Raw genomic sequence first — 17,263 nt, 5'->3', positions numbered from 1 at the left:
GTGCGGCGAGCGGCGCGGTGGGGGGCAAACGCTAGCGCGCGCCCCGGTCATCCGCGCCATCGCATCAGTCGGCAGTGATGTTGCCGGTTTGGATCACCTTTTTCCAGCGCGCAAACTCCGACGCCTGGAACGCCGTGAACTGCTCGGGCGTATTGGCCACCACCTCGAAGCCGACTTCGAGCAGCTTGGGCTTGACGCCCGGGTCGTTCATCGCCGCGACCACCGCCTGATGCAGCTTGGCCTTGATATCGGCGGGCAGCCCCTTCGGCGCGGCAAGCGCCTGCCACGAATAGACCGTCACGCCTTTGTAGCCCAGTTCTTCCATGGTCGGCACATCGGGCAGAATCGGCGAACGCTTGCTGCTGGTAATGGCCAGCGCGCGCAGTTTGCCGGCCTTGATATGCGGCACCGCGGTGTTGATGTTCATGAAGGTGGCGTCGACCTGGCTGCCGAGCAAGTCGTTCAATGCCGGCGCGCCGCCCTTGTACGGCACATGCAGGCCAGTGGTGTTGGTCTGCTGCCAGAACAGCTCGGCCGTGAGATGGTCGCTGGTGCCGTTGCCCGCCGACGCGAACGTCATCTTGTTCGGATTGGCTTTCTCGTACGCGATCACGTCCTGCAGCGACTTGTGCGGCGAGGCGGCCGGGACGGCCAGTACGTTCGGGGCCTGCACGGCTACGCTGATGTAGTCGAAATCCTTGGTCGGATCGTAGCCGGGGTTCTTGGTCAGATGCGGACCGATCACGAACGGGCCCAGCGACGACACGAACAGCGTATAGCCATCGGCCGGCGCGCGCTTGACGGCCGCCGCGCCAATCATGCCGGCCGCGCCGGGGCGATTGTCCACCACGAAGCTGCCGCCGAAGGTCGACTGGAACTTCGCGCTGAGGATGCGCGCGACGTTATCGGTCGATCCGCCCGCCGGGAACGGCACCACCATCGTCACCGGTTTTTCCGGCCAGGCCGCATGGGCCACTGCGAGGCTGCCGCCAAGCAGCAGCGATACCAGAGCTTTCTTCATCATGGTTGTCTCCTGTTATTGGGAATGTGATGCGGTGCCGCGCCGATCACGCTGATCACGCCGATCAAGGCGCGGCAAAATCGGCTGTTTCGCGCGTCCACGCGCGCGCCTGGTCGCTGATGCTGAGCCCCAGGCCCGGCCGCGTGGGCACCTTGATGCGTCCGTTGCCGATCTCGAGCCGCTCGTTGAACAGCGGCTCGAGCCAGTCGAAATGCTCGACCCACGGCTCGCGCGGATACGCGGCAGCCAGATGCACATGCAATTCCATCGCGAAGTGGGGCGCAATCATCAGCCCGGCGTGATCGGCCAGCGCGCACACCTTCAGGAACGGCGTGATGCCGCCCACGCGCGGCGCGTCGGGCATCAGGTAGTCCGCAGCGCGATGCCGGATCAGGTCCCAGTGCTCGGCGGCGCTGGTCAGCATTTCGCCGGTGGCGATCGGCGTATCGAACTGCTGCGCCAGCGCGGCGTGGCCTTCGTGATCGTAGGCGTCGAGCGGTTCTTCGATCCACACCAGGTTGAACGACTCGAAGGTGCGGCACATCCGCTGCGCGGTAGGCCGATCCCATTGCTGATTGGCGTCGACCATGATCGGCACGGCATCGCCGAGCTTTTCACGCACGGCCGAGACGCGCTCGATGTCGATCCGGCCATCCGGCTGGCCCACCTTGAGCTTGATGCCGCCAATGCCGCGTTCCACTGACGCGGCGGCATTCACCAGCAATTGATCGAGCGGCGTATGCAGAAACCCGCCAGAGGTGTTGTAGCAGCGCACCGTATCGCGATGCGCGCCCAGCAGCTTGGCCAGCGACAGCCCGGCACGCCGGGCCTTGAGGTCCCACAGCGCGACATCGAATGCGCCGATCGCCTGCGTCGACAACCCGCTGCGGCCCACCGAGGCGCCGGCCCAGCACAACTTGTCCCACAGCTTGGCGATATCGCTGGGGTCCTCGCCCAGCAGCGCCGGCGCGATCTCCCGGGCGTGGGCAAACTGGCCCGGGCCGCCGGCGCGCTTCGAATAACTGAATCCAAGACCCTCGTGCCCGTTGGCGGTACGGATCTCGGCGAACAGGATGGCGACCTCGGTCATCGGCTTCTGACGGCCGGTCAACACCTTTGCGTCGCTGATCGGCGTGGCCAGCGGCAGGTAACAGGAAGAAAGCCGGATCGAAGTTATGGCGTCGGCAGCGGGCGAGGCGGTCATGGAAAGCGCTTCCAGTAGAGTAGGTCCAAGACTTCAGACATCGTATGACATCGTTGTCAAAAAAAGGCCGAAAAACGGCCTGTCGGCATTGCTATAATGCGCCCCTTCATCCTTGGCGAGGCGCTACAACGCGCGTACCAAGGTGAAAGTGGGGTCCCGCGGCAATGATTGTGTGTCAGCGAGACATCCGATGAGCCGAATGCTAACGTTGTCATTTTGGCAGGTCAACCGGCAAAACGCCGCTTGCCGTCGTGGTTTACCCGCGCCTACACCGCATCCATTTTTTTCTTTCCGATCCGCATGGCCGATTCAACGGGCAACAAATCCGTCACGCTGCACGACGTGGCGCGCGAAGCAGGCGTTTCACCGATCACCGCGTCGCGCGCGTTGAGCAATCCGGGACTTGTCTCCGCCAAGACCATTGCACGCGTGCGCCAGGCGGTGGAGGCAACCGGCTACATCCCCAATCTGCTCGCGGGCGGCCTGAAATCGCGCCGCAGCCTGACTGTGGCGGCCTTGGTGCCCAACATCGCGGTGGCGCAGTTCCTTCCCACGGTCAAGGCATTGACCGATGCGCTGGACGCGGCCGGCTATCAGTTGATCCTCGGCCAGACCGGCTATGACCACGCGCGCGAGGAAGCGCTGCTGGCAACGATGATCAGCCGTCGGCCCGACGGCATTGTGGTCACCGGCCTCGTGCATGCGCAGGCCTCGCGCGACCGCCTGCGCCGTTCGGGCATTCCGGTGGTGGAGACGTGGGATCTCAGCGATCGTCCCGTCGACATGGCCGTCGGGTTTTCGCACCTCAAGGTCGGCAGCGCGGTGGCGGGCTATTTCCTCAGCAAGGGCTGGCGGCGATTTGGCATTGCCACGGGCGACGACCAGCGTGCCGCCGTTCGCCGCGAAGGTTTTATCTCGACGCTGGGCCACGACGTACCGACGGCATGCGTGCCCGCGCCCAGCAGTCTGGCATTGGGCCGTCAGGCCTTGCGCGATCTGCTGCGGCAGGACCCGCAGATCGAGGCGATTTTCTGCAGTTCGGACCAACTGGCGCAGGGCGTGATCGAGGAGGCCAGGGCGCGCGGCCTGCGCATGCCGCAAGACATCGCGGTCTGCGGTTTCGGCGACGCCGACTTCGCCGCGCATATGTCGCCATCGCTGACCACGGTGCAGGTCGATGGCGCGCACATCGGCAAGACCGCCGCGCGCCTGCTGCTGGCGCGCTGCCGCGGCGAGCCCGCCGCCGAGGCCGTGATCGACGTGGGATTCCGGATCGTCGAGCGGGAATCGACGACATAGTCTGTCCATTGCGTGTTGCGCGCGGACCGTGGCATCGGCCGCATGTGTATTGCTGACTCCGCTAACGGCGCGATCAACGCCCCGCCGTGCGCAGAATGGCGCCGAGCTTTGACGCTGCCGCATCGATGGCCTGATCGGAAAATCCCCCAAAGCCGAGAATCAAGCCGGCCGGGCCGTTTTCTTGCGCATACAGCGGCGACACCGCGCGCAAGGCTACACCGGCCGCCACGGCATCCTTCACCACCTGCCGGTCATCGATACCGGACGCCAGCCACAGCACCAGATGCATGCCCTGGTCGGACGGCTGCAGCCATGCCAGATGCGGCGGTACATGGCGCGCCACGGCATCGATCACGCAGGCGCGCCGCTCCGCATGCACACCGCGCACGCGGCGGATATGACGATCGAGGTGGCCTTCTTCGATATACGCCGCCAGCACGTGCTGGTCGGCTGCCGGTGGATGGCGGTCCATCAGGATGCGCGCGCCAATGTAGGCGTCCACCAGCGCGTCCGGCAATACGGCATAGCCGAGCCGCAACGACGGATAAAGGATCTTGCTGAACGTGCCCAGGTAGACCACGCGGTCCGGCGCCAGCCCTTGCAGCGACGGAAACGGATGGCCGGCGTAACGCAGCTCGCTGTCGTAGTCGTCTTCCACGACCCACGCGCGATGGCTTTCGGCCCATCCCAGCAGCGCCTTGCGGCGCGCCATGCCAAGCGGCATGCCGAGTGGATACTGGTGCGATGGCGTGACAAACGCCGCGCGTGCGTGCGGGGCCAGCGCGATGCCCGCATCGACGTCGATGCCTTCCTGGTCGACCGGAACGCGGACGATGCGCTCGCGCGGTCCGGTGCTTTCCAGGATGGCGGTAATGCCGCGATAGGCGGGATTTTCCACCCACACGGCATCGTCGCGACCGAGCAGCACCTGGCACGACAGGAACAGGCCCTGCTGCGTGCCGGTGGTGATCACGATCTGGCTGGCGTCGCATTGCACCGAGCGTGAGCGGCGCAGATAGTCGGCGATCGCCACGCGCAGCGGCAGCGCGCCTTGCGGGTCGCCATAGCCGGACGGCGCGGCGCTGCCGCTGGCGCGCAGCCGGTTGCCAAGCCTGCGCCAGGCGTCGTTGGGAGCCGCGGCGCCCGCCGGGACCGACACCGCGAACGGGGCCTGGGGCAGCGCGGAAAATTCGCTGGCAATGCGTGCGAAGGCGAGCGCTGCCGGAGCCAGCTCTGCCGCGTTGCGTTGGCGGCGCGGCGGTGTGGCGGCGGGCGCCAGCGTCGCGGCCACGCGCGTGCCCGCACCGGGTTGCGCCGCCAGCACGCCTTCGGCCACCAGTTGCTCGAACGCCTCGACCACCGTTCCGCGCGAGACACCAAGTGCATCGGCCAACGCGCGGGTAGACGGCAGCGGCTCACCCGCCTTCAGGGCGCCGCGTGCCACCGCGTCGCGTATCGCGCGTACCAGTTGCACGCCAAGCGGACCGGCATCGCGCTGCAGCGATCCGATAAACGGCATTTCAGGCACCTTGGCTGTTCTTGGCATGGCGGCGCGGATGGGGGCGATGAACGGGGCGATGGACGGGAGGGGTGGCCCGGATACTGGTCTGCTGGAATGCAGCCAAACTGGCCCTACACTCTACGCCACTTTATGTCGACAATGCACTGCATCCCCTTGAGAAACACGCCGGAGCAGTCATGTACGTCCCCGCCCATTTCGATGTTTCCCGCCCAGAGACCCTGCACGCGCTGATCTCGGCGCATCCGTTCGGCACGCTGTTCACGCACGGCGCAAGCGGCCTGGATGCCAACCATATTCCGTTCGAACTCGATACGACGCAAGGCGAACAGGGCATCCTCAAGGCGCACGTGGCGCGCGCCAACCCGGTGTGGCAGGACGTGGCCAATGGCGATGAGGTGTTGGTGGTGTTCCGCGCCGGCGATGCCTACATCTCGCCCACCTGGTACCCGAGCAAGCACGAGGCCCACAGACAGGTGCCGACCTGGAACTATCAGGTCGTGCACGCGCACGGCCGCATCACGATCCACGATGACGAGCGCTACGTGCGCGGCGTGGTGGCCCGCCTCACGCGCACGCACGAATCGACCCAGCCAGAGCCATGGAAAATGTCCGATGCGCCGGCCGATTTTATCGACCAGATGCTCAAGGCCATCGTCGGCATCGAGATCCGCATCACGCGCCTGCAAGGAAAGGCCAAGCTCGGGCAGAACAAGGAGGTGCGAGATATCCGCGGCGCCGCCACTGCACTGATGGGGCAGGGCAGCACCGAGATCGGACAGGCCATGCTGGACAGTGCGAACGCCAAGGCGGACGGCTGAGGCGTGCGATCCGGTGCGTGCGCGCGTGACGTGCCGCACATAGTCGAGCAGGGGCTGCGCCATGCGGGACGTGGGCGCTGTCGTCGACCAGGCAATATCGATAGTCAAAAGTCTTCGTTGTGTGAGGGTGCGGCGCTGGCAATACTGCGGGGCGAACTGCACTCATCACACAACAAGACACCATGGCCTCGACCGATCACAAGCCCTATCCGCCGCGTTTATCCCAAGCCAGCGGGCGCCGCGGCGCGCTCAAGCAACTGGCTTCGCTGGCAGTGGCCGGCAGCGTCGCGCCATTGCTGGCCGCGTGCTCGCGTAGCGCCGACGACAGCGCGCCGGTCGCGTCGAAAGGCGGCACGGGCGCGCCTGCGGTGATCGGCAAAGCGGGCGACAAGGTCAGCTTTCGCTATCCCGACAATCCGACTTTCGATCTCGTCTATCTGGCCGACCAGCTAGGCTACTTCGACGGGACGAACACGCGCCCCAACTACATCGGCAAGGTATCGGCGCCGCAGATCATTCCGCTGACCGGCACCGGGGAAATCGATTTCGGATCGCGCATGGTGCCGCTGGTGATCTCCGCCGTGGCGAGCGGTGCAGACATCAAGGTGGTGGCCGCCGGCAACAAGACGCTGCAGGACGCGCCGCACATGAAGTATTTCGTGCGCAAGGATGCGGGCATTCGGTCGCCAAAGGATCTGGAAGGCAAGACCATCGGCATTAACAGCTTTGGCGCCTGCGCGGAATTCGTCACCAAGACCTTCCTGCGCCAGAAGGGTGTGGACGTCAACAAGATCAATTTTGTCGTGATCCCCGATGACCAGGCCGAACAGACGCTGGTCACCGGCAATACAGACCTGGCGATCATCCATGCGCCATTTTCCGGGCGCGCAGACCATGCCGACAAACTGACTCGGCTATGGAGCGACTTCGATCTCGATGGTGGGCTGGGCGGCATGCAGCCGTACAGCGTGCACGGCAAGTTCATGCGCGAGCATCCCGAAGCGGTACGCGATGTGGTCAACGCGCTGGCCAGGGCTGCCAACTGGGTGAACGCCAATCCCGAGGAGGCGCGCAAGCTGGTGTCCAAGCGCATCAACCTGCAGCTCGAATATGTCGATCGCTATGCGTACGTGGACAACCTCGTGGTGACGGAGCCGCCGATCCAGTACTACATCGATGTGCTCGAGGCCGAAGGCAAGCTGCCGAAGGGCAAGGTGGCCGCGCGCGACATCTACACCAACGAGTTCAATCCGTTTGCCCAGGCCCCGGGCGTTGCGCGGGCCGCCAAAGCGTAGGGCGGCCGGGCATGAGCGACAAGATCGTGGCGCGCGGCGTGCGGATGGACTACGCGGTGCGCAATGAAGCGGGGCGCCCCGATTCGGTGGCGGTGCTGCGCGATTTCGACCTCGATATACGCGAGGGCGAATTCATTTCCATCCTGGGCCCTTCGGGCTGCGGAAAATCGACATTTCTGAGCATTCTGGCCGGCCTGACACAACGTACTGGCGGCGAGATTGCAATCGACGGCACACCGCTGCGCGGCATCAACCTGGCGCAGGGCGTGGTGTTCCAGGGTTATGCCTTGTTCCCGTGGCGCACGGTGTTGCAGAACATTGAGGTCGGCCTGGAGATTCGTGGTGTGTCGCGTGTCAAACGCCGCGCCGTCGCCGAAGAGTATCTCGATCTGGTCGGTCTGACTGGCTTCGGTCAGCGCTATCCGCACGAGATCTCCGGCGGCATGAAGCAGCGCGTGGCGATTGCGCGATCGCTCGCGTATCAGCCCGATGTGTTGCTGATGGACGAACCGTTTGCCGCGCTCGATGCGCAGACGCGCGAGATCCTGCAGGGCGAGCTCTTGCGCATCTGGGAGCAGCGGCGCAAGACCATCGTCTTCATCACGCACAGCCTCGACGAAGCCATTTTCCTGTCGGACCGCATTGCCGTGATGACCAAGCGGCCGGGCACCGTCAAGCAGATCATCGAGGTGCCGTTGCCACGCCCGCGCGCTGCAGAAGTCCGCAATTCGGAGGCGTTCGTGCGTCTGCGCCAGCAGGCGTGGGACATCCTCAAGGACGAAGTGCAGTTCGCGAACCCGGCCGCCGTGCCGCGCCCGCTCGGCGCCACGGCCAATCCCGGCGAACGTGTCCAGGCCGAACGGACAATCGCAAAGGTGGCGACATGAGTCGCGCATCGCTGTCTCGCCTTGGCGATCGCGCGCTCGGCCTGTTTGGCATCGCCGCGTTCCTGCTGCTGTGGGAACTGGTGCCGCGGTTTGGCATCGTCAGCGACGCCTATCTCAGTCCGCCATCGCAGATCATTGTCACGATCTGGGATCTGATCACCAGCGGTGCGCTATTCAAACACCTGCTGGCGAGCCTGCAGCGTTCGCTGTATGGCCTGCTGTCGGCCATCGCGTTGGGCGTGACGCTTGGCCTGCTGATGGGCTGGTTCTCGCGCTTCGAGGCCATCGTCGATCCGATCCTGCAGCTATTCCGGCAAACCTCGGCATTTGCGCTGTTTCCGGTATTCATCCTGTTTTTGGGCATTGGCGAGACGTCGAAGGTCGCCATCATTTTCTGGGCGTCGTTCTGGCCGGTGTTGCTGAGCACCATCAGCGGCGTCAAGCAGGTGGATCGGCTGCTGATCGATTCGGCGCGCTCGATGGGTGCCAACCGGTTGTTCGTGTTTCGCAAGGTGGTGCTGCCGGCGGCATCGCCATCGATCTTCACCGGCGTGCGTCTGGCCGGCACCTACTGCATCACGGCGCTGGTCGCGGCGGAGATGATCGGCGCGCATTCGGGGCTCGGTTTCCTCACGCTCAACTCGCAGGAGGTGTTCCAGATACCCACGATGTATGCGGGCATCCTGCTGCTGGCATTGCTGGGGCTGGCACTGAACTACGTGCTGGCGCTGGTGGAGGCGCGGCTCACGCGCTGGCGCAAGGGCCTGACGCTCAATGGCTGAGCGCGGACGTTTGCGATGGAGCGGCGCCGGCCTGGCGTCGATGGTAGTCGGCGCGGCAATCTTCGCGGCGGTCGCCGCCGCCTATGGCACTGCGCGGCCGATCGCGAAGGGGCGTCTGCTCGACGCGGTGGTGATGCGCGGCACGCTGGTGGTGGGCGTGCGCGAGTACGCACGTCCCGCCCCGCCCAAGGCGCCGACGTTGCCGGCGCCGGATCACTTCGATGTGGCGATGGCGCGCTTTATGGCGCAGCGGCTCGGCGTCGATCTGCGCGTGGTCGGACTGCCGGGTGAGCCCGGATCGCGCGCCTGGCAAGCAGCGCAGCGCGACGTCGACGTCGTCCTGGCGGGCGCCGCCGATGCGCACGACGGGATGGTGGCGGTGCCGTCGGCCTACGCGGTCGGCCCGGGAAGATTGCTGGTGCTGCGCGGCAGCGCTGTCCAGCGCGCCGAGGACCTACGCGCGCAAGCGGTTTGCGTCGCGCAGGGGAGTCCCTACGTCACGCATCTGGTGCGGACGCTCGGCGCCAAAGTGCGCGTCTATGGTTCGTCGATTCGCGCGGCCAGCGGATTTCTTGCCGGCGAATGTCAGGCGTTGGCCGATGACAGCGAGGTGCTTCAGCGTTTGCTGACGCTGCAGGAGTGGCGTTTCTATCGGCCGTTGCAGGACGTCGTGCCTGCCGACGAGCAGCGCGCCCAGATCGCGATGCGTATCGACGATGCGCAATCCGCAGCATGGCTGGCGCAGGCGGTGCGCGAGTGGCGACGCGACGGCGCGCTGGCACGTGCGCGCGAACAGCGCGCAGGCGACGTCGCCTTCGAGGCGAGCCAGTTGCAGGACGGCTTGGTCTGTCATTCGTGAAACCGGCGCTGAGATCGCCGCACGGCGCACCTAGCGCGGCGGATCCTGCTGCGCTTCGCTTGAAGTGGGCCGTGCGGCGGACTGGGTGACACCGTGTGTCGGTGCCGTCGTCGTAGCGCGCCGCCCGAATACGCGCTGCATGACCGTCGCCCACGCAAACGGGCGCGGATCGGCCAGCATGCTCATTGCTCGCGCATAGTCGAGCGTCAGCCCCGGTGTCCACGCCATGGTGGTCGCGCGCTTGCGCAGATGAGAGGCCACCCACAATTCCGGCGTCAACAGCAGGCGGCACAGCGGCCACCAGCCATCGAGACGCGCCCAGACGCGGCTGGCGGCACCTTCCAGCGCCGCATCGAGCGCGCGCGCCACGGTGCTTGAGCAATTGCGGTGCGTGAGGTTGTAGGTAGTGTCCTGGCGATAGCGTTCCCAGAACGCCTGCAGACGGCCAGGGTCGTAGTTGCGAATGCGCACGCGCACCGTCGACGGGCACCACGCCTTCGATTCGGTCGGATAGTCGGGCTGGAAGACGCCGGGCACGTCGTTCTCTTGCGTGGCGCGCAGCAGTCGCGTGAAGTCGTCGGGCGATCGATCGATCTCCACTGCCGGATAGAGGCTGATATAGATCCCTTCGGGCGATTCGAGCGCGGCGTGCCCCGTCGATATCACCCCATCGCGATCCACCGCGGCGATATAGCGATCGATGATCGGCTGGCGCCGTGCTTCCGATTTTGCCGAGCCAACCGGCGTCCAGACGTGAACGGTCAGCGCGCGTTCGTCGGCCGTGGGCGGCCCGTCCCATGTGATGGGTCCGCGCCGCGCACCTGAACGCGACGTTGGGGCCATCGCGCCATTCCCGGCGGACGCCTGCGCGGCGAGGACGCCCTCATGGGTTGCGCCGCGCATGGCATCGTCCGGATTGCGCGCCAGCCGCCGCACGCGCGATGCCAGCAAGAGCATGTTCCAGCCGCCGAAGATCAGCCCAAGCCCGACGCAATACGGCACCGTGCCCACATAGTGGGTGGGATAGGGCTGGATAAAGAAAATCGCCAGCAGGATTTCGACAAGGCCGCCCGCCATGGCAAGCCGCCAGGTGCGATAGCGCACCACGCGCGCCGACGCCACCTGCAGCAGGCCGTCGGCCAGAAAGAGCACGCCGAAGATCAGCGACAGGATCATGTGCCCGTGGTGGTGCCCCGCCAATACCAGCGAGGCCGACACGGTAAAGGCCAGGCCCTTTACATAGCGCAGCGTGCGCTGCCCGCCCATGCCCGTCGACGCCACGGTCAGCGTGGCGAGGCCTTCCAGCAACAACAGCCACGCAAATGGCTCGATCGGGAAATCGAGCCGGCCATCGAGCGCATCGACAAACAGCGCAACGCCGACCACGAGGCTGATCGTGCCGGCCCAGGCCAGCGTTTTCCAGCGCGAGCGCAGGTAGTCAACGCCCAGCAGCAACATCAGCAAGCGAACCATCGGCGGTCTCCGGCATGGTGCATGGGGTGCAGCAGCCGGATTCTACCGTCGTAACGCCTGCCGATGACATCACACCGCGGCCGGCGCGTCTTTCAAGTAGCGTGGCGCAGGCGTGTTGCGCGACAGCTCGCTGGCCATCGCCTGGCGTGCGGCCTCGTAGACGTTCCAGCGTTCCACCGCGTGCAGCGCGGGGATCGTGATCAGTTCGCCCTGATCAAAGCCCACCAACGCCGCATCGACCATGTCGTTGGCATCCATCACGATCGACTTGTCCAGGTGTTCGATAGGCAGGCCGGCCGTCTCCCAGAAGTCGGTTGCCGTTGCGCCCGGTAGCACGGCCTGCACGCGCACACCTTTGGCTCCAAGCTCGTGATGCAGCGACTGGCTGAAAGCCGTCACGAACGCTTTGCTGCCGCCATACACGCCATTCAGCACTTCCGGTGCGATACCGACGACCGAGGAAATGTTGATGACGGTGCCCCGACCGCGCGCGACGAAGCCCGGCACGGCCGCGTAGGTCAGGCGCGTCAGCGCGGTGACGTTCAGCTCGATCATTTGCGTCATGCGCTCCACATCGCTGTCCAGCAGCGGGGTATGCGTGCCGATACCGGCGTTGTTGACAAGCAGCGTGATGCTGGCATCGCTGCGCAATTTCTGCTCCACATCGAGCAGGGCGGCGCGATCATTCAGATCGGCGGGGAACACTTCGACCGCGCGGCCCGTGTCGTCCGAGATCCGGCGCGCCAGCGCTTCGAGCTTGTCGCGATTGCGCGCCACCAGCACAAGGTCGTAGCCGCGCCGCGCCAGGCGGTCGGCGTAGATCGCGCCGATGCCCGTTGATGCGCCCGTAATCAGCGCCGTGCCGCGTTCCGCCGCGATGGGATGTTGAGTCGTCATGATGGTTCTCCAGGTTCGGTTTTCGATGCCGAGGCCCGGCATCCGTGTGAAGCATGGTAGGCCGGCCCACCAATGACTGAAATGACGTATATAGTCACGTTTCAGGACATCGAAAAAATTGGAGCCGAAACATGCACCGCGTGGGATTTCTCTTGATGGATGGCTTCCAGGTGATGGCGCTGGCCGCGCAAAGCGTTTTCGAGTACGCCAATATGGTGGTCGGGCAGCCGTTTTACCGGATCGACAATTTCTCGATGGATGGCGGGCAAACGGGTTCGTCGCTGGGCATGCGCGTCGACACGCGCGCCGCCAGCCTGCGCAGCGCAGTCGATACCTGGGTCGTGGCGGGAGTTGCCGATCCGCTGGCGGACCCGACGCCCGAAGCGATGCTGCGCTTCATCCGCAAGGCCGCGCCGCGCGCGCGGCGTGTGGCGTCGATCTGCACGGGTGCGTTCGTGCTGGCGGAATCGCAATTGCTCGACGGCCGCCGCGCTACGACGCACTGGGCCTATGCCCGCGAAATGCAGCGCCGGCATCCCGATATCCATGTAGAGGACGACCGCATCTACATTGTCGACGGGCCGATCTGGACCTCCGCGGGAATGACCGCGGGACTCGATCTGACGTTGGCGATGGTGGAAAAAGACCTGGGCGCCGAGATCGCGCGGTCGGTGGCGCACAAGCTGGTCATGCACCAGCGTCGCTCAGGCGGCCAATCGCAGCATTCGGAGTTGCTCGATCTGGCGCCGAAATCGGATCGGATTCAGCGCGCGCTCGACTATGCGCGCAAGCACCTGCATCGCGCGCTTACGGTGGAGGATCTGGCCGAAGCCGTGCATTTGAGTCCGCGCCAGTTTAGCCGCGTGTTCTCCGCGGAAACCGGACAATCGCCAGCCAAGGCCATCGAAGGTCTGCGTCTGGAAGCCGCGCGGCTGATGATCGAACAAAGCCGGCATTCGTTCGATGTGGTGGCGAAGGAGACCGGCTTTCGCGACCGGCGTCATCTGCGCGAAGCGTTTATGCGCGGCTTTGGCCTGCCACCGCAGGCGGTGCGGCGCGAGGCGCGCGCGTAGTTGTGTAGGTGCGTAGGTGGCGCGGCGCGCGGGTCGGGCGTTTAGCCCCAGTGCCGCACGCGCCCGGTGTCCACGTGGATGAAATTGTCCGACGCGTAGAAGCCTACGCCGCCGGCTTGCAGCGATTGCGCGGCGTCGCGCAGATCCGCCAGGGCCACGCCGGGCAGGCGGATATCGATCGCCATGCCGTCCATATGCAGGCTGCGCTTGGCCACGCCGCCGCCGCGCGTGCGGCGCAGGCGGTCGTTGGTGGCGGGGCAGCGATAGCCGGAAATCACCTGGAACGGCGCGTCGCTGCCGACTTCGCGGCGCAGCGCGAACAGCAATCCAAACAGTTGCGGATCGATCTGCCCCACGGTGCCGGAGTAATGGTCGCGCAGGAAATGGTTGAGCGTGCGCTGTGCCTGCGGTAGCACCTGATCGCCTATTGCATAGATCAGCGAGACGCTTTCGCCGGTGTGCGTGTGATCGAACGCCAGCGAACGGGCGTCAGTCGGCAGCGCCGCCTGCGCGCTGCGCGCTGACAGTCCGGCAAATGCGGCGACACCGGCGCCCAGCGCGATGCCGCCAGAGCGATGCAAAAAACGGCGACGCGGTGAGGAATCGATTTGAGGCATGGAGATTTTTACAACGGTAGCGGCATTCAGGAAGGCCGGGTGGCAGGCTTGCTAAACGTGCGCTGGCGCAGCGCCTGGTCCAGCAATTTGTCCTGACCATAAATGTCCGGCACGAAGTATACCCGGCCATCGGCACGCGCAATGGCCGTGCCATAAGCCAGCACCACCGGAACCGGCTCCCGCAGCGCCACGGTTTTCGACTTGCCGGCCGTCATTGCCTCACGGATACGCGTCTCGGTCCATTCGGGCATCCCCTGCATGGCGAACTGAGCCAGCGCCACCGGCGCTTCCACGCGGATGCAGCCGTGGCTGAGGTCGCGGCGGCCGCGGCTGAACAGTTGCGGCGCCGGCGTGTGGTGCAGGTAGATGGCCTGGTTGTTGGGGAACACGAACTTGATGTCGCCCAGCGCATTGAGCGGCCCGGGCCGCTGGCGAATGCGCGCCTGTCCATGCAGCACGGCGTCGATATTGGCCTGGTTCAGCGCTGCGCTGGCCTGGTTGCCGAAGACGAATTCGAAGCCCTGGCGCGAGAAGTACGACGGGTCGCGTTGCGCATGCGGAATGACCTCGCGGCGCGCGATCGAACTCGGCACGTTCCAGTACGGGCTGAATTCGATATAGCGCATGTCCTCCTTGAATAGCGGCGTGCGCGTATCGAGCGCCTTGCCGACGATCACCTTCATTTCAAGCTGGATGTCGAGTTTGCCGTCCTGGTAGTCATAGGCGCGCAGCATGAACTCGGGTACGTTCACCACGATCATGCGCGGCCCTCCGGTCAGCGGCGTCCAGCGCAGGCGCTCCATGGTCAGTGCGATCTGCCGCACGCGCGCGGCCGGCGACACATTGAGCTGTGCCAGCGTGCCGGCGCCTATCACGCCGTCGGCGTCCAGCGCATGACGCGTCTGGAACGACTTGACTGCGCTAACCAGCGCGCCTTCGTAGTGCTGCGGCAGTTTCGTGCCTTGCGGCAGGTCGCCCAGCGCTTCCAGGCGCTGCGCCAGTTGTGCGAGGCCGGCATAGGGCTGGCCTGCAGTGAGCTTGCCGCCGGGCGGTGTCGGCAACGGGCGATCCCAATAAGGCAGCGCGCTCAGGGTGCGATAGCGCGCCAGTGCATCGCGCAGCGTGCCGTACAGCGGGAATGACGGTGCGGCGTCGCGCAGCGCTTCGGCCAGCCGGTTGGCCGCCAGGGCGTCGCGCAGGTAGCGGCCGGCATCGAACGATGCGTTGGTGTCGATCGTCGAAAAATTGGCGCCGACCTTGCGCGGATCGACGCGCCCCTTGTGTAGATCCGCAAGATAGCGCGAGACCGATGCAGTCAGCGTGCCATCGATACGCTGCACTGCGTCGGCGGGCAGCGCGGGGTCGTCGATGGCGTGCTTGAGCGTTCGTTGCAGGCCGTCCGCATCGTAGTCGCGCGGCTCCAGGCCCTCGGTGCCGGCATTGGCGAGCGTCTTGACGGCAGCCTGTGCGGCCTGTGTCGGCCGCCCGTCGACAAACCACAGCGGCGCGGGCTGCTGCGCCAGTGCACTGGTGGCTGCGCAGCACAGCCATACGGCGCCCAGACGCGCGAAACGGGACACAAACGAGGGAAGGGCGCGAGCATGCGCGGTGGTAGCGTTTGGCTTCGATGCAACGATCATTGGACGGGGGTGAAAGCGTTTCTCCGGAGCCTATGCTATCCGATCCTTCCGAGGCGCCCTGTTTCAGGGCGTCTATTCGGCGCATTGCGCGAAAAGCCCGCCACCGCCCGGACGCCTACCCGAACGCGTCCTCCATCTGCCGCGCGCGCTTGATGCTGTCGCCGTGCAGATAGAGCGATGTGGTCGATACGGACGCGTGCCGCAGGTTGTCGCGCACGGTGGTCAGTTCCGCGCCACGCGCCAGCGCGTGCGTGGCATGCGTGTGGCGCAGCCAGTGCGGGCTGGCCTTGCGCAGTTTTTCCGCGGTGGCGGGACGTTCCGCTTCCAGCAGGTCTGCCGCGGTCCCGAAAAAGCGCTTGATCACCATCCATAACCGCGCGCCGGTGATCCCGCCGCTTTCTTCCGGGCCAAGGCTGCCGACAATCGGCAGGTCCGGATTCCAGTGCGCGCGCGTCACCGGCAGACCACGCTCGACCAGATACCGATCCAGCGCATTGCGCGCCATCGGCGGCAGTGCAACCCTGCCTGCCTTGGCGCCCTTGCCGACCAGCGCGAGCCAATGATCGCCATGCACGTCGGTTTCGATATTGCGCAGCGTGGCGCCCACCAGTTCGCTGGCGCGCAGCCCCGTGGCGTAGGTGAAGTCGAGAATGAAGCGCAGGCGTTGCGCGGCCGGGGCCTCCCAGCCGTATGACCATTCGAGTCCATCCGCGATGCTGCGCGTAATCATCCATTCGCCTTCGGAAAACGCGTGCGAGATGTCCAGCGCCGCCGTCTTGCTGCCGCCGCGCACCTTCAGGCCGGCAAACGGATTGGCCAGTACGTAGCGCTGCTGCACCAGCCAGCGGAACAGCGCACCCAGCACCTGCAGCGCGTAGGCCGCCGAGCGCGGCGACAACGCATCGGTAAACGGTTTCCAGTCGGCGGCGCTGCGCGGTCGTGCGGGCCCGACCCAGCGCTCGCGCGGGGCGGGCTGGCGCAGGAAATTCCGATAGGCGGTGGCGTCTTCGGTGGTCAGCGACGACAGCGGCCGGCCGCGCTCGATGATGGCCCACAGCATCAGCCGCTCGGCTTCCTTGCGATAGGCGCGTTGCGTGGCGGGCGATTCATGCAGCCCGAGCCACGCCTGCACCGCGGCATAGTCGTTGTCGGCATTGAGCGAACAGGTCTCGCGCGGCGCGCGGAACTGGCCGAGCGATCCATCGACTTCATGCGCAAGCCGGCCCATCTGCTCCCACGGGACGATCACGCCGCGCGGCTCCGTGGCGATCAGCGCGCGGGCGCGGGCCGTCAGTTCGGGGTGCGCGGCAAAGAACGCTTCGATGCGGCGCGCGCCGTTGACGCCAAGACCGGGAATGGTTGCCCACCATTGCCGGCGGCGCGGTATCCGCACGGTGAGATCGGCCAGCGTATGGATATCCTGCGCGCGCAGCGCCGCTACCGCCGACGGCGCCAGCCACATGCCGATGTCGTCGGCAATCGCCGGCGCAGGCGGCGGCAGGGCGCGCAGCGTCTCGATGGCCTGATCGGCCGATCTGCCCAACTGCGCGCGTTCGGCGGCGGGAAATTCGAACAACGCGGCCAGATCCTCGCGCAAACGGTAGCGCGCGTAGGCGGCCAGACGCCGGCGAATCGCTCCCAGGATCCCGCGCGACGATTGCCCGTGCAAGCGGTCGCCATCGAGGTATTGCGCAACCGCCGCCCGCGTGGACAAGCCCGCATGCCAGGCGCGCAGCGCCGCCAGCGACGCGGCATCGGGAAACGTCAGGGGATCGAGGGACGAGCCATTTTTCATGGGGGGGAAGTTTAGCATCGTACGAAACCCATTGCGATAAGAAAAGTTATCGCAATGGCATCGACACAAAGCGAATCCGCC

General features: G+C 65.9%; 15 protein-coding genes. 7 read left to right on the top strand and 8 right to left on the bottom strand.

The annotated features are described in order from the left end of the window. Nucleotides 1–64 precede the first annotated feature (64 nt). Both F7R19_RS13850 and F7R19_RS13845 read right to left on the bottom strand, forming a co-directional pair. Nucleotides 65–1,021, bottom strand: a complete 957-nt coding sequence (locus F7R19_RS13850) for a Bug family tripartite tricarboxylate transporter substrate binding protein (RefSeq protein ID WP_150981045.1) — start codon at nucleotides 1,019–1,021, stop codon at nucleotides 65–67. A gap of 64 nt (nucleotides 1,022–1,085) precedes the next feature. Beyond that, a complete protein-coding gene (locus F7R19_RS13845) occupies nucleotides 1,086–2,225 on the bottom strand; it encodes an L-talarate/galactarate dehydratase (protein ID WP_150980995.1) in 1,140 nt (379 codons plus the stop codon). 300 nt (nucleotides 2,226–2,525) lie between these two features. Between F7R19_RS13845 and F7R19_RS13840 the strand changes: the two genes are divergently transcribed. Beyond that, nucleotides 2,526–3,524, top strand: a complete 999-nt coding sequence (locus tag F7R19_RS13840; RefSeq protein WP_150980994.1) for a LacI family DNA-binding transcriptional regulator — start codon at nucleotides 2,526–2,528, stop codon at nucleotides 3,522–3,524. A 73-nt stretch (nucleotides 3,525–3,597) separates the two neighbouring features. Here F7R19_RS13840 and pdxR read toward each other — a convergent pair whose 3' ends face one another. Beyond that, nucleotides 3,598–5,070 carry a MocR-like pyridoxine biosynthesis transcription factor PdxR gene (pdxR, locus tag F7R19_RS13835; RefSeq protein ID WP_150980993.1) on the bottom strand — a complete coding sequence of 491 codons (1,473 nt, stop codon included), beginning with the start codon at nucleotides 5,068–5,070 and terminating at the stop codon, nucleotides 3,598–3,600. A 152-nt stretch (nucleotides 5,071–5,222) separates the two neighbouring features. Here pdxR and F7R19_RS13830 point away from each other — a divergent pair, with 152 nt between their 5' ends. The 5 genes from F7R19_RS13830 (at nucleotide 5,223) to F7R19_RS13810 (ending at nucleotide 9,687) form a co-directional block, all read left to right on the top strand. Next, on the top strand, nucleotides 5,223–5,864 hold the full coding sequence (locus tag F7R19_RS13830) for an FMN-binding negative transcriptional regulator (protein ID WP_150980992.1): 642 nt from the start codon (nucleotides 5,223–5,225) through the stop codon (nucleotides 5,862–5,864). A gap of 182 nt (nucleotides 5,865–6,046) precedes the next feature. Further along, nucleotides 6,047–7,159, top strand: coding sequence for an ABC transporter substrate-binding protein (locus F7R19_RS13825; RefSeq protein ID WP_061959286.1), 1,113 nt, complete (start codon nucleotides 6,047–6,049; stop codon nucleotides 7,157–7,159). 11 nt (nucleotides 7,160–7,170) lie between these two features. Beyond that, nucleotides 7,171–8,046: an ABC transporter ATP-binding protein gene (locus tag F7R19_RS13820; RefSeq protein WP_061959287.1), complete on the top strand. Its 876-nt coding sequence runs from the start codon at nucleotides 7,171–7,173 to the stop codon at nucleotides 8,044–8,046. Beyond that, nucleotides 8,043–8,828: an ABC transporter permease gene (locus tag F7R19_RS13815; RefSeq protein WP_150980991.1), complete on the top strand. Its 786-nt coding sequence runs from the start codon at nucleotides 8,043–8,045 to the stop codon at nucleotides 8,826–8,828. The genes F7R19_RS13820 and F7R19_RS13815 overlap by 4 nt, the downstream gene beginning before the upstream one ends. After that, nucleotides 8,821–9,687 (top strand): type 2 periplasmic-binding domain-containing protein, encoded by an 867-nt coding sequence (locus tag F7R19_RS13810; protein ID WP_150980990.1) that lies wholly within the window; start codon nucleotides 8,821–8,823, stop codon nucleotides 9,685–9,687. The genes F7R19_RS13815 and F7R19_RS13810 overlap by 8 nt, the downstream gene beginning before the upstream one ends. Nucleotides 9,688–9,717: 30 nt before the next feature. Here F7R19_RS13810 and F7R19_RS13805 read toward each other — a convergent pair whose 3' ends face one another. Together F7R19_RS13805 and F7R19_RS13800 are read right to left on the bottom strand one after the other, a co-directional pair. Continuing rightward, entirely contained in the window at nucleotides 9,718–11,160 is a 1,443-nt protein-coding gene (locus F7R19_RS13805) for an HdeD family acid-resistance protein (protein ID WP_223506119.1), read from the bottom strand. Between the two features lie 69 nt (nucleotides 11,161–11,229). Beyond that, complete coding sequence (locus tag F7R19_RS13800; RefSeq protein ID WP_150980989.1) at nucleotides 11,230–12,057, bottom strand: SDR family NAD(P)-dependent oxidoreductase; 828 nt, start codon at nucleotides 12,055–12,057, stop codon at nucleotides 11,230–11,232. A gap of 131 nt (nucleotides 12,058–12,188) precedes the next feature. Between F7R19_RS13800 and F7R19_RS13795 the strand changes: the two genes are divergently transcribed. Continuing rightward, nucleotides 12,189–13,130 carry a GlxA family transcriptional regulator gene (locus F7R19_RS13795; RefSeq protein WP_150980988.1) on the top strand — a complete coding sequence of 314 codons (942 nt, stop codon included), beginning with the start codon at nucleotides 12,189–12,191 and terminating at the stop codon, nucleotides 13,128–13,130. A gap of 41 nt (nucleotides 13,131–13,171) precedes the next feature. Here the strand turns inward: F7R19_RS13795 and F7R19_RS13790 are convergent, their stop codons facing one another. The 3 genes from F7R19_RS13790 to F7R19_RS13780 form a co-directional block, all read right to left on the bottom strand. Next, nucleotides 13,172–13,747: a YcbK family protein gene (locus tag F7R19_RS13790; RefSeq protein WP_150980987.1), complete on the bottom strand. Its 576-nt coding sequence runs from the start codon at nucleotides 13,745–13,747 to the stop codon at nucleotides 13,172–13,174. A 26-nt stretch (nucleotides 13,748–13,773) separates the two neighbouring features. Next, nucleotides 13,774–15,387, bottom strand: coding sequence for a L,D-transpeptidase family protein (locus tag F7R19_RS13785; protein ID WP_150980986.1), 1,614 nt, complete (start codon nucleotides 15,385–15,387; stop codon nucleotides 13,774–13,776). A gap of 115 nt (nucleotides 15,388–15,502) precedes the next feature. Beyond that, on the bottom strand, nucleotides 15,503–17,182 hold the full coding sequence (locus tag F7R19_RS13780; RefSeq protein ID WP_150980985.1) for a site-specific integrase: 1,680 nt from the start codon (nucleotides 17,180–17,182) through the stop codon (nucleotides 15,503–15,505). Between the last annotated feature and the right edge of the window lie 81 nt (nucleotides 17,183–17,263).

It is taken from the genome of Cupriavidus pauculus (assembly GCF_008801835.1).
Taxonomy (GTDB): Bacteria; Pseudomonadota; Gammaproteobacteria; order Burkholderiales; family Burkholderiaceae; genus Cupriavidus; species Cupriavidus pauculus.
This window is presented reverse-complemented; position numbering and strand designations above follow the sequence as displayed.

What these genes read in the sequence shown, in the direction of transcription:
- F7R19_RS13850 (WP_150981045.1), bottom strand. Translation starts at nt 1,021, where the DNA reads ATGAAGAAAGCTCTGGTATCGCTGCTGCTTGGCGGCAGCCTCGCAGTG.
- F7R19_RS13845 (WP_150980995.1), bottom strand. Translation starts at nt 2,225, where the DNA reads ATGACCGCCTCGCCCGCTGCCGACGCCATAACTTCGATCCGGCTTTCT.
- F7R19_RS13840 (WP_150980994.1), top strand. Translation starts at nt 2,526, where the DNA reads ATGGCCGATTCAACGGGCAACAAATCCGTCACGCTGCACGACGTGGCG.
- pdxR (WP_150980993.1), bottom strand. Translation starts at nt 5,070, where the DNA reads ATGCCAAGAACAGCCAAGGTGCCTGAAATGCCGTTTATCGGATCGCTG.
- F7R19_RS13830 (WP_150980992.1), top strand. Translation starts at nt 5,223, where the DNA reads ATGTACGTCCCCGCCCATTTCGATGTTTCCCGCCCAGAGACCCTGCAC.
- F7R19_RS13825 (WP_061959286.1), top strand. Translation starts at nt 6,047, where the DNA reads ATGGCCTCGACCGATCACAAGCCCTATCCGCCGCGTTTATCCCAAGCC.
- F7R19_RS13820 (WP_061959287.1), top strand. Translation starts at nt 7,171, where the DNA reads ATGAGCGACAAGATCGTGGCGCGCGGCGTGCGGATGGACTACGCGGTG.
- F7R19_RS13815 (WP_150980991.1), top strand. Translation starts at nt 8,043, where the DNA reads ATGAGTCGCGCATCGCTGTCTCGCCTTGGCGATCGCGCGCTCGGCCTG.
- F7R19_RS13810 (WP_150980990.1), top strand. Translation starts at nt 8,821, where the DNA reads ATGGCTGAGCGCGGACGTTTGCGATGGAGCGGCGCCGGCCTGGCGTCG.
- F7R19_RS13805 (WP_223506119.1), bottom strand. Translation starts at nt 11,160, where the DNA reads ATGGTTCGCTTGCTGATGTTGCTGCTGGGCGTTGACTACCTGCGCTCG.
- F7R19_RS13800 (WP_150980989.1), bottom strand. Translation starts at nt 12,057, where the DNA reads ATGACGACTCAACATCCCATCGCGGCGGAACGCGGCACGGCGCTGATT.
- F7R19_RS13795 (WP_150980988.1), top strand. Translation starts at nt 12,189, where the DNA reads ATGCACCGCGTGGGATTTCTCTTGATGGATGGCTTCCAGGTGATGGCG.
- F7R19_RS13790 (WP_150980987.1), bottom strand. Translation starts at nt 13,747, where the DNA reads ATGCCTCAAATCGATTCCTCACCGCGTCGCCGTTTTTTGCATCGCTCT.
- F7R19_RS13785 (WP_150980986.1), bottom strand. Translation starts at nt 15,387, where the DNA reads ATGATCGTTGCATCGAAGCCAAACGCTACCACCGCGCATGCTCGCGCC.
- F7R19_RS13780 (WP_150980985.1), bottom strand. Translation starts at nt 17,182, where the DNA reads ATGAAAAATGGCTCGTCCCTCGATCCCCTGACGTTTCCCGATGCCGCG.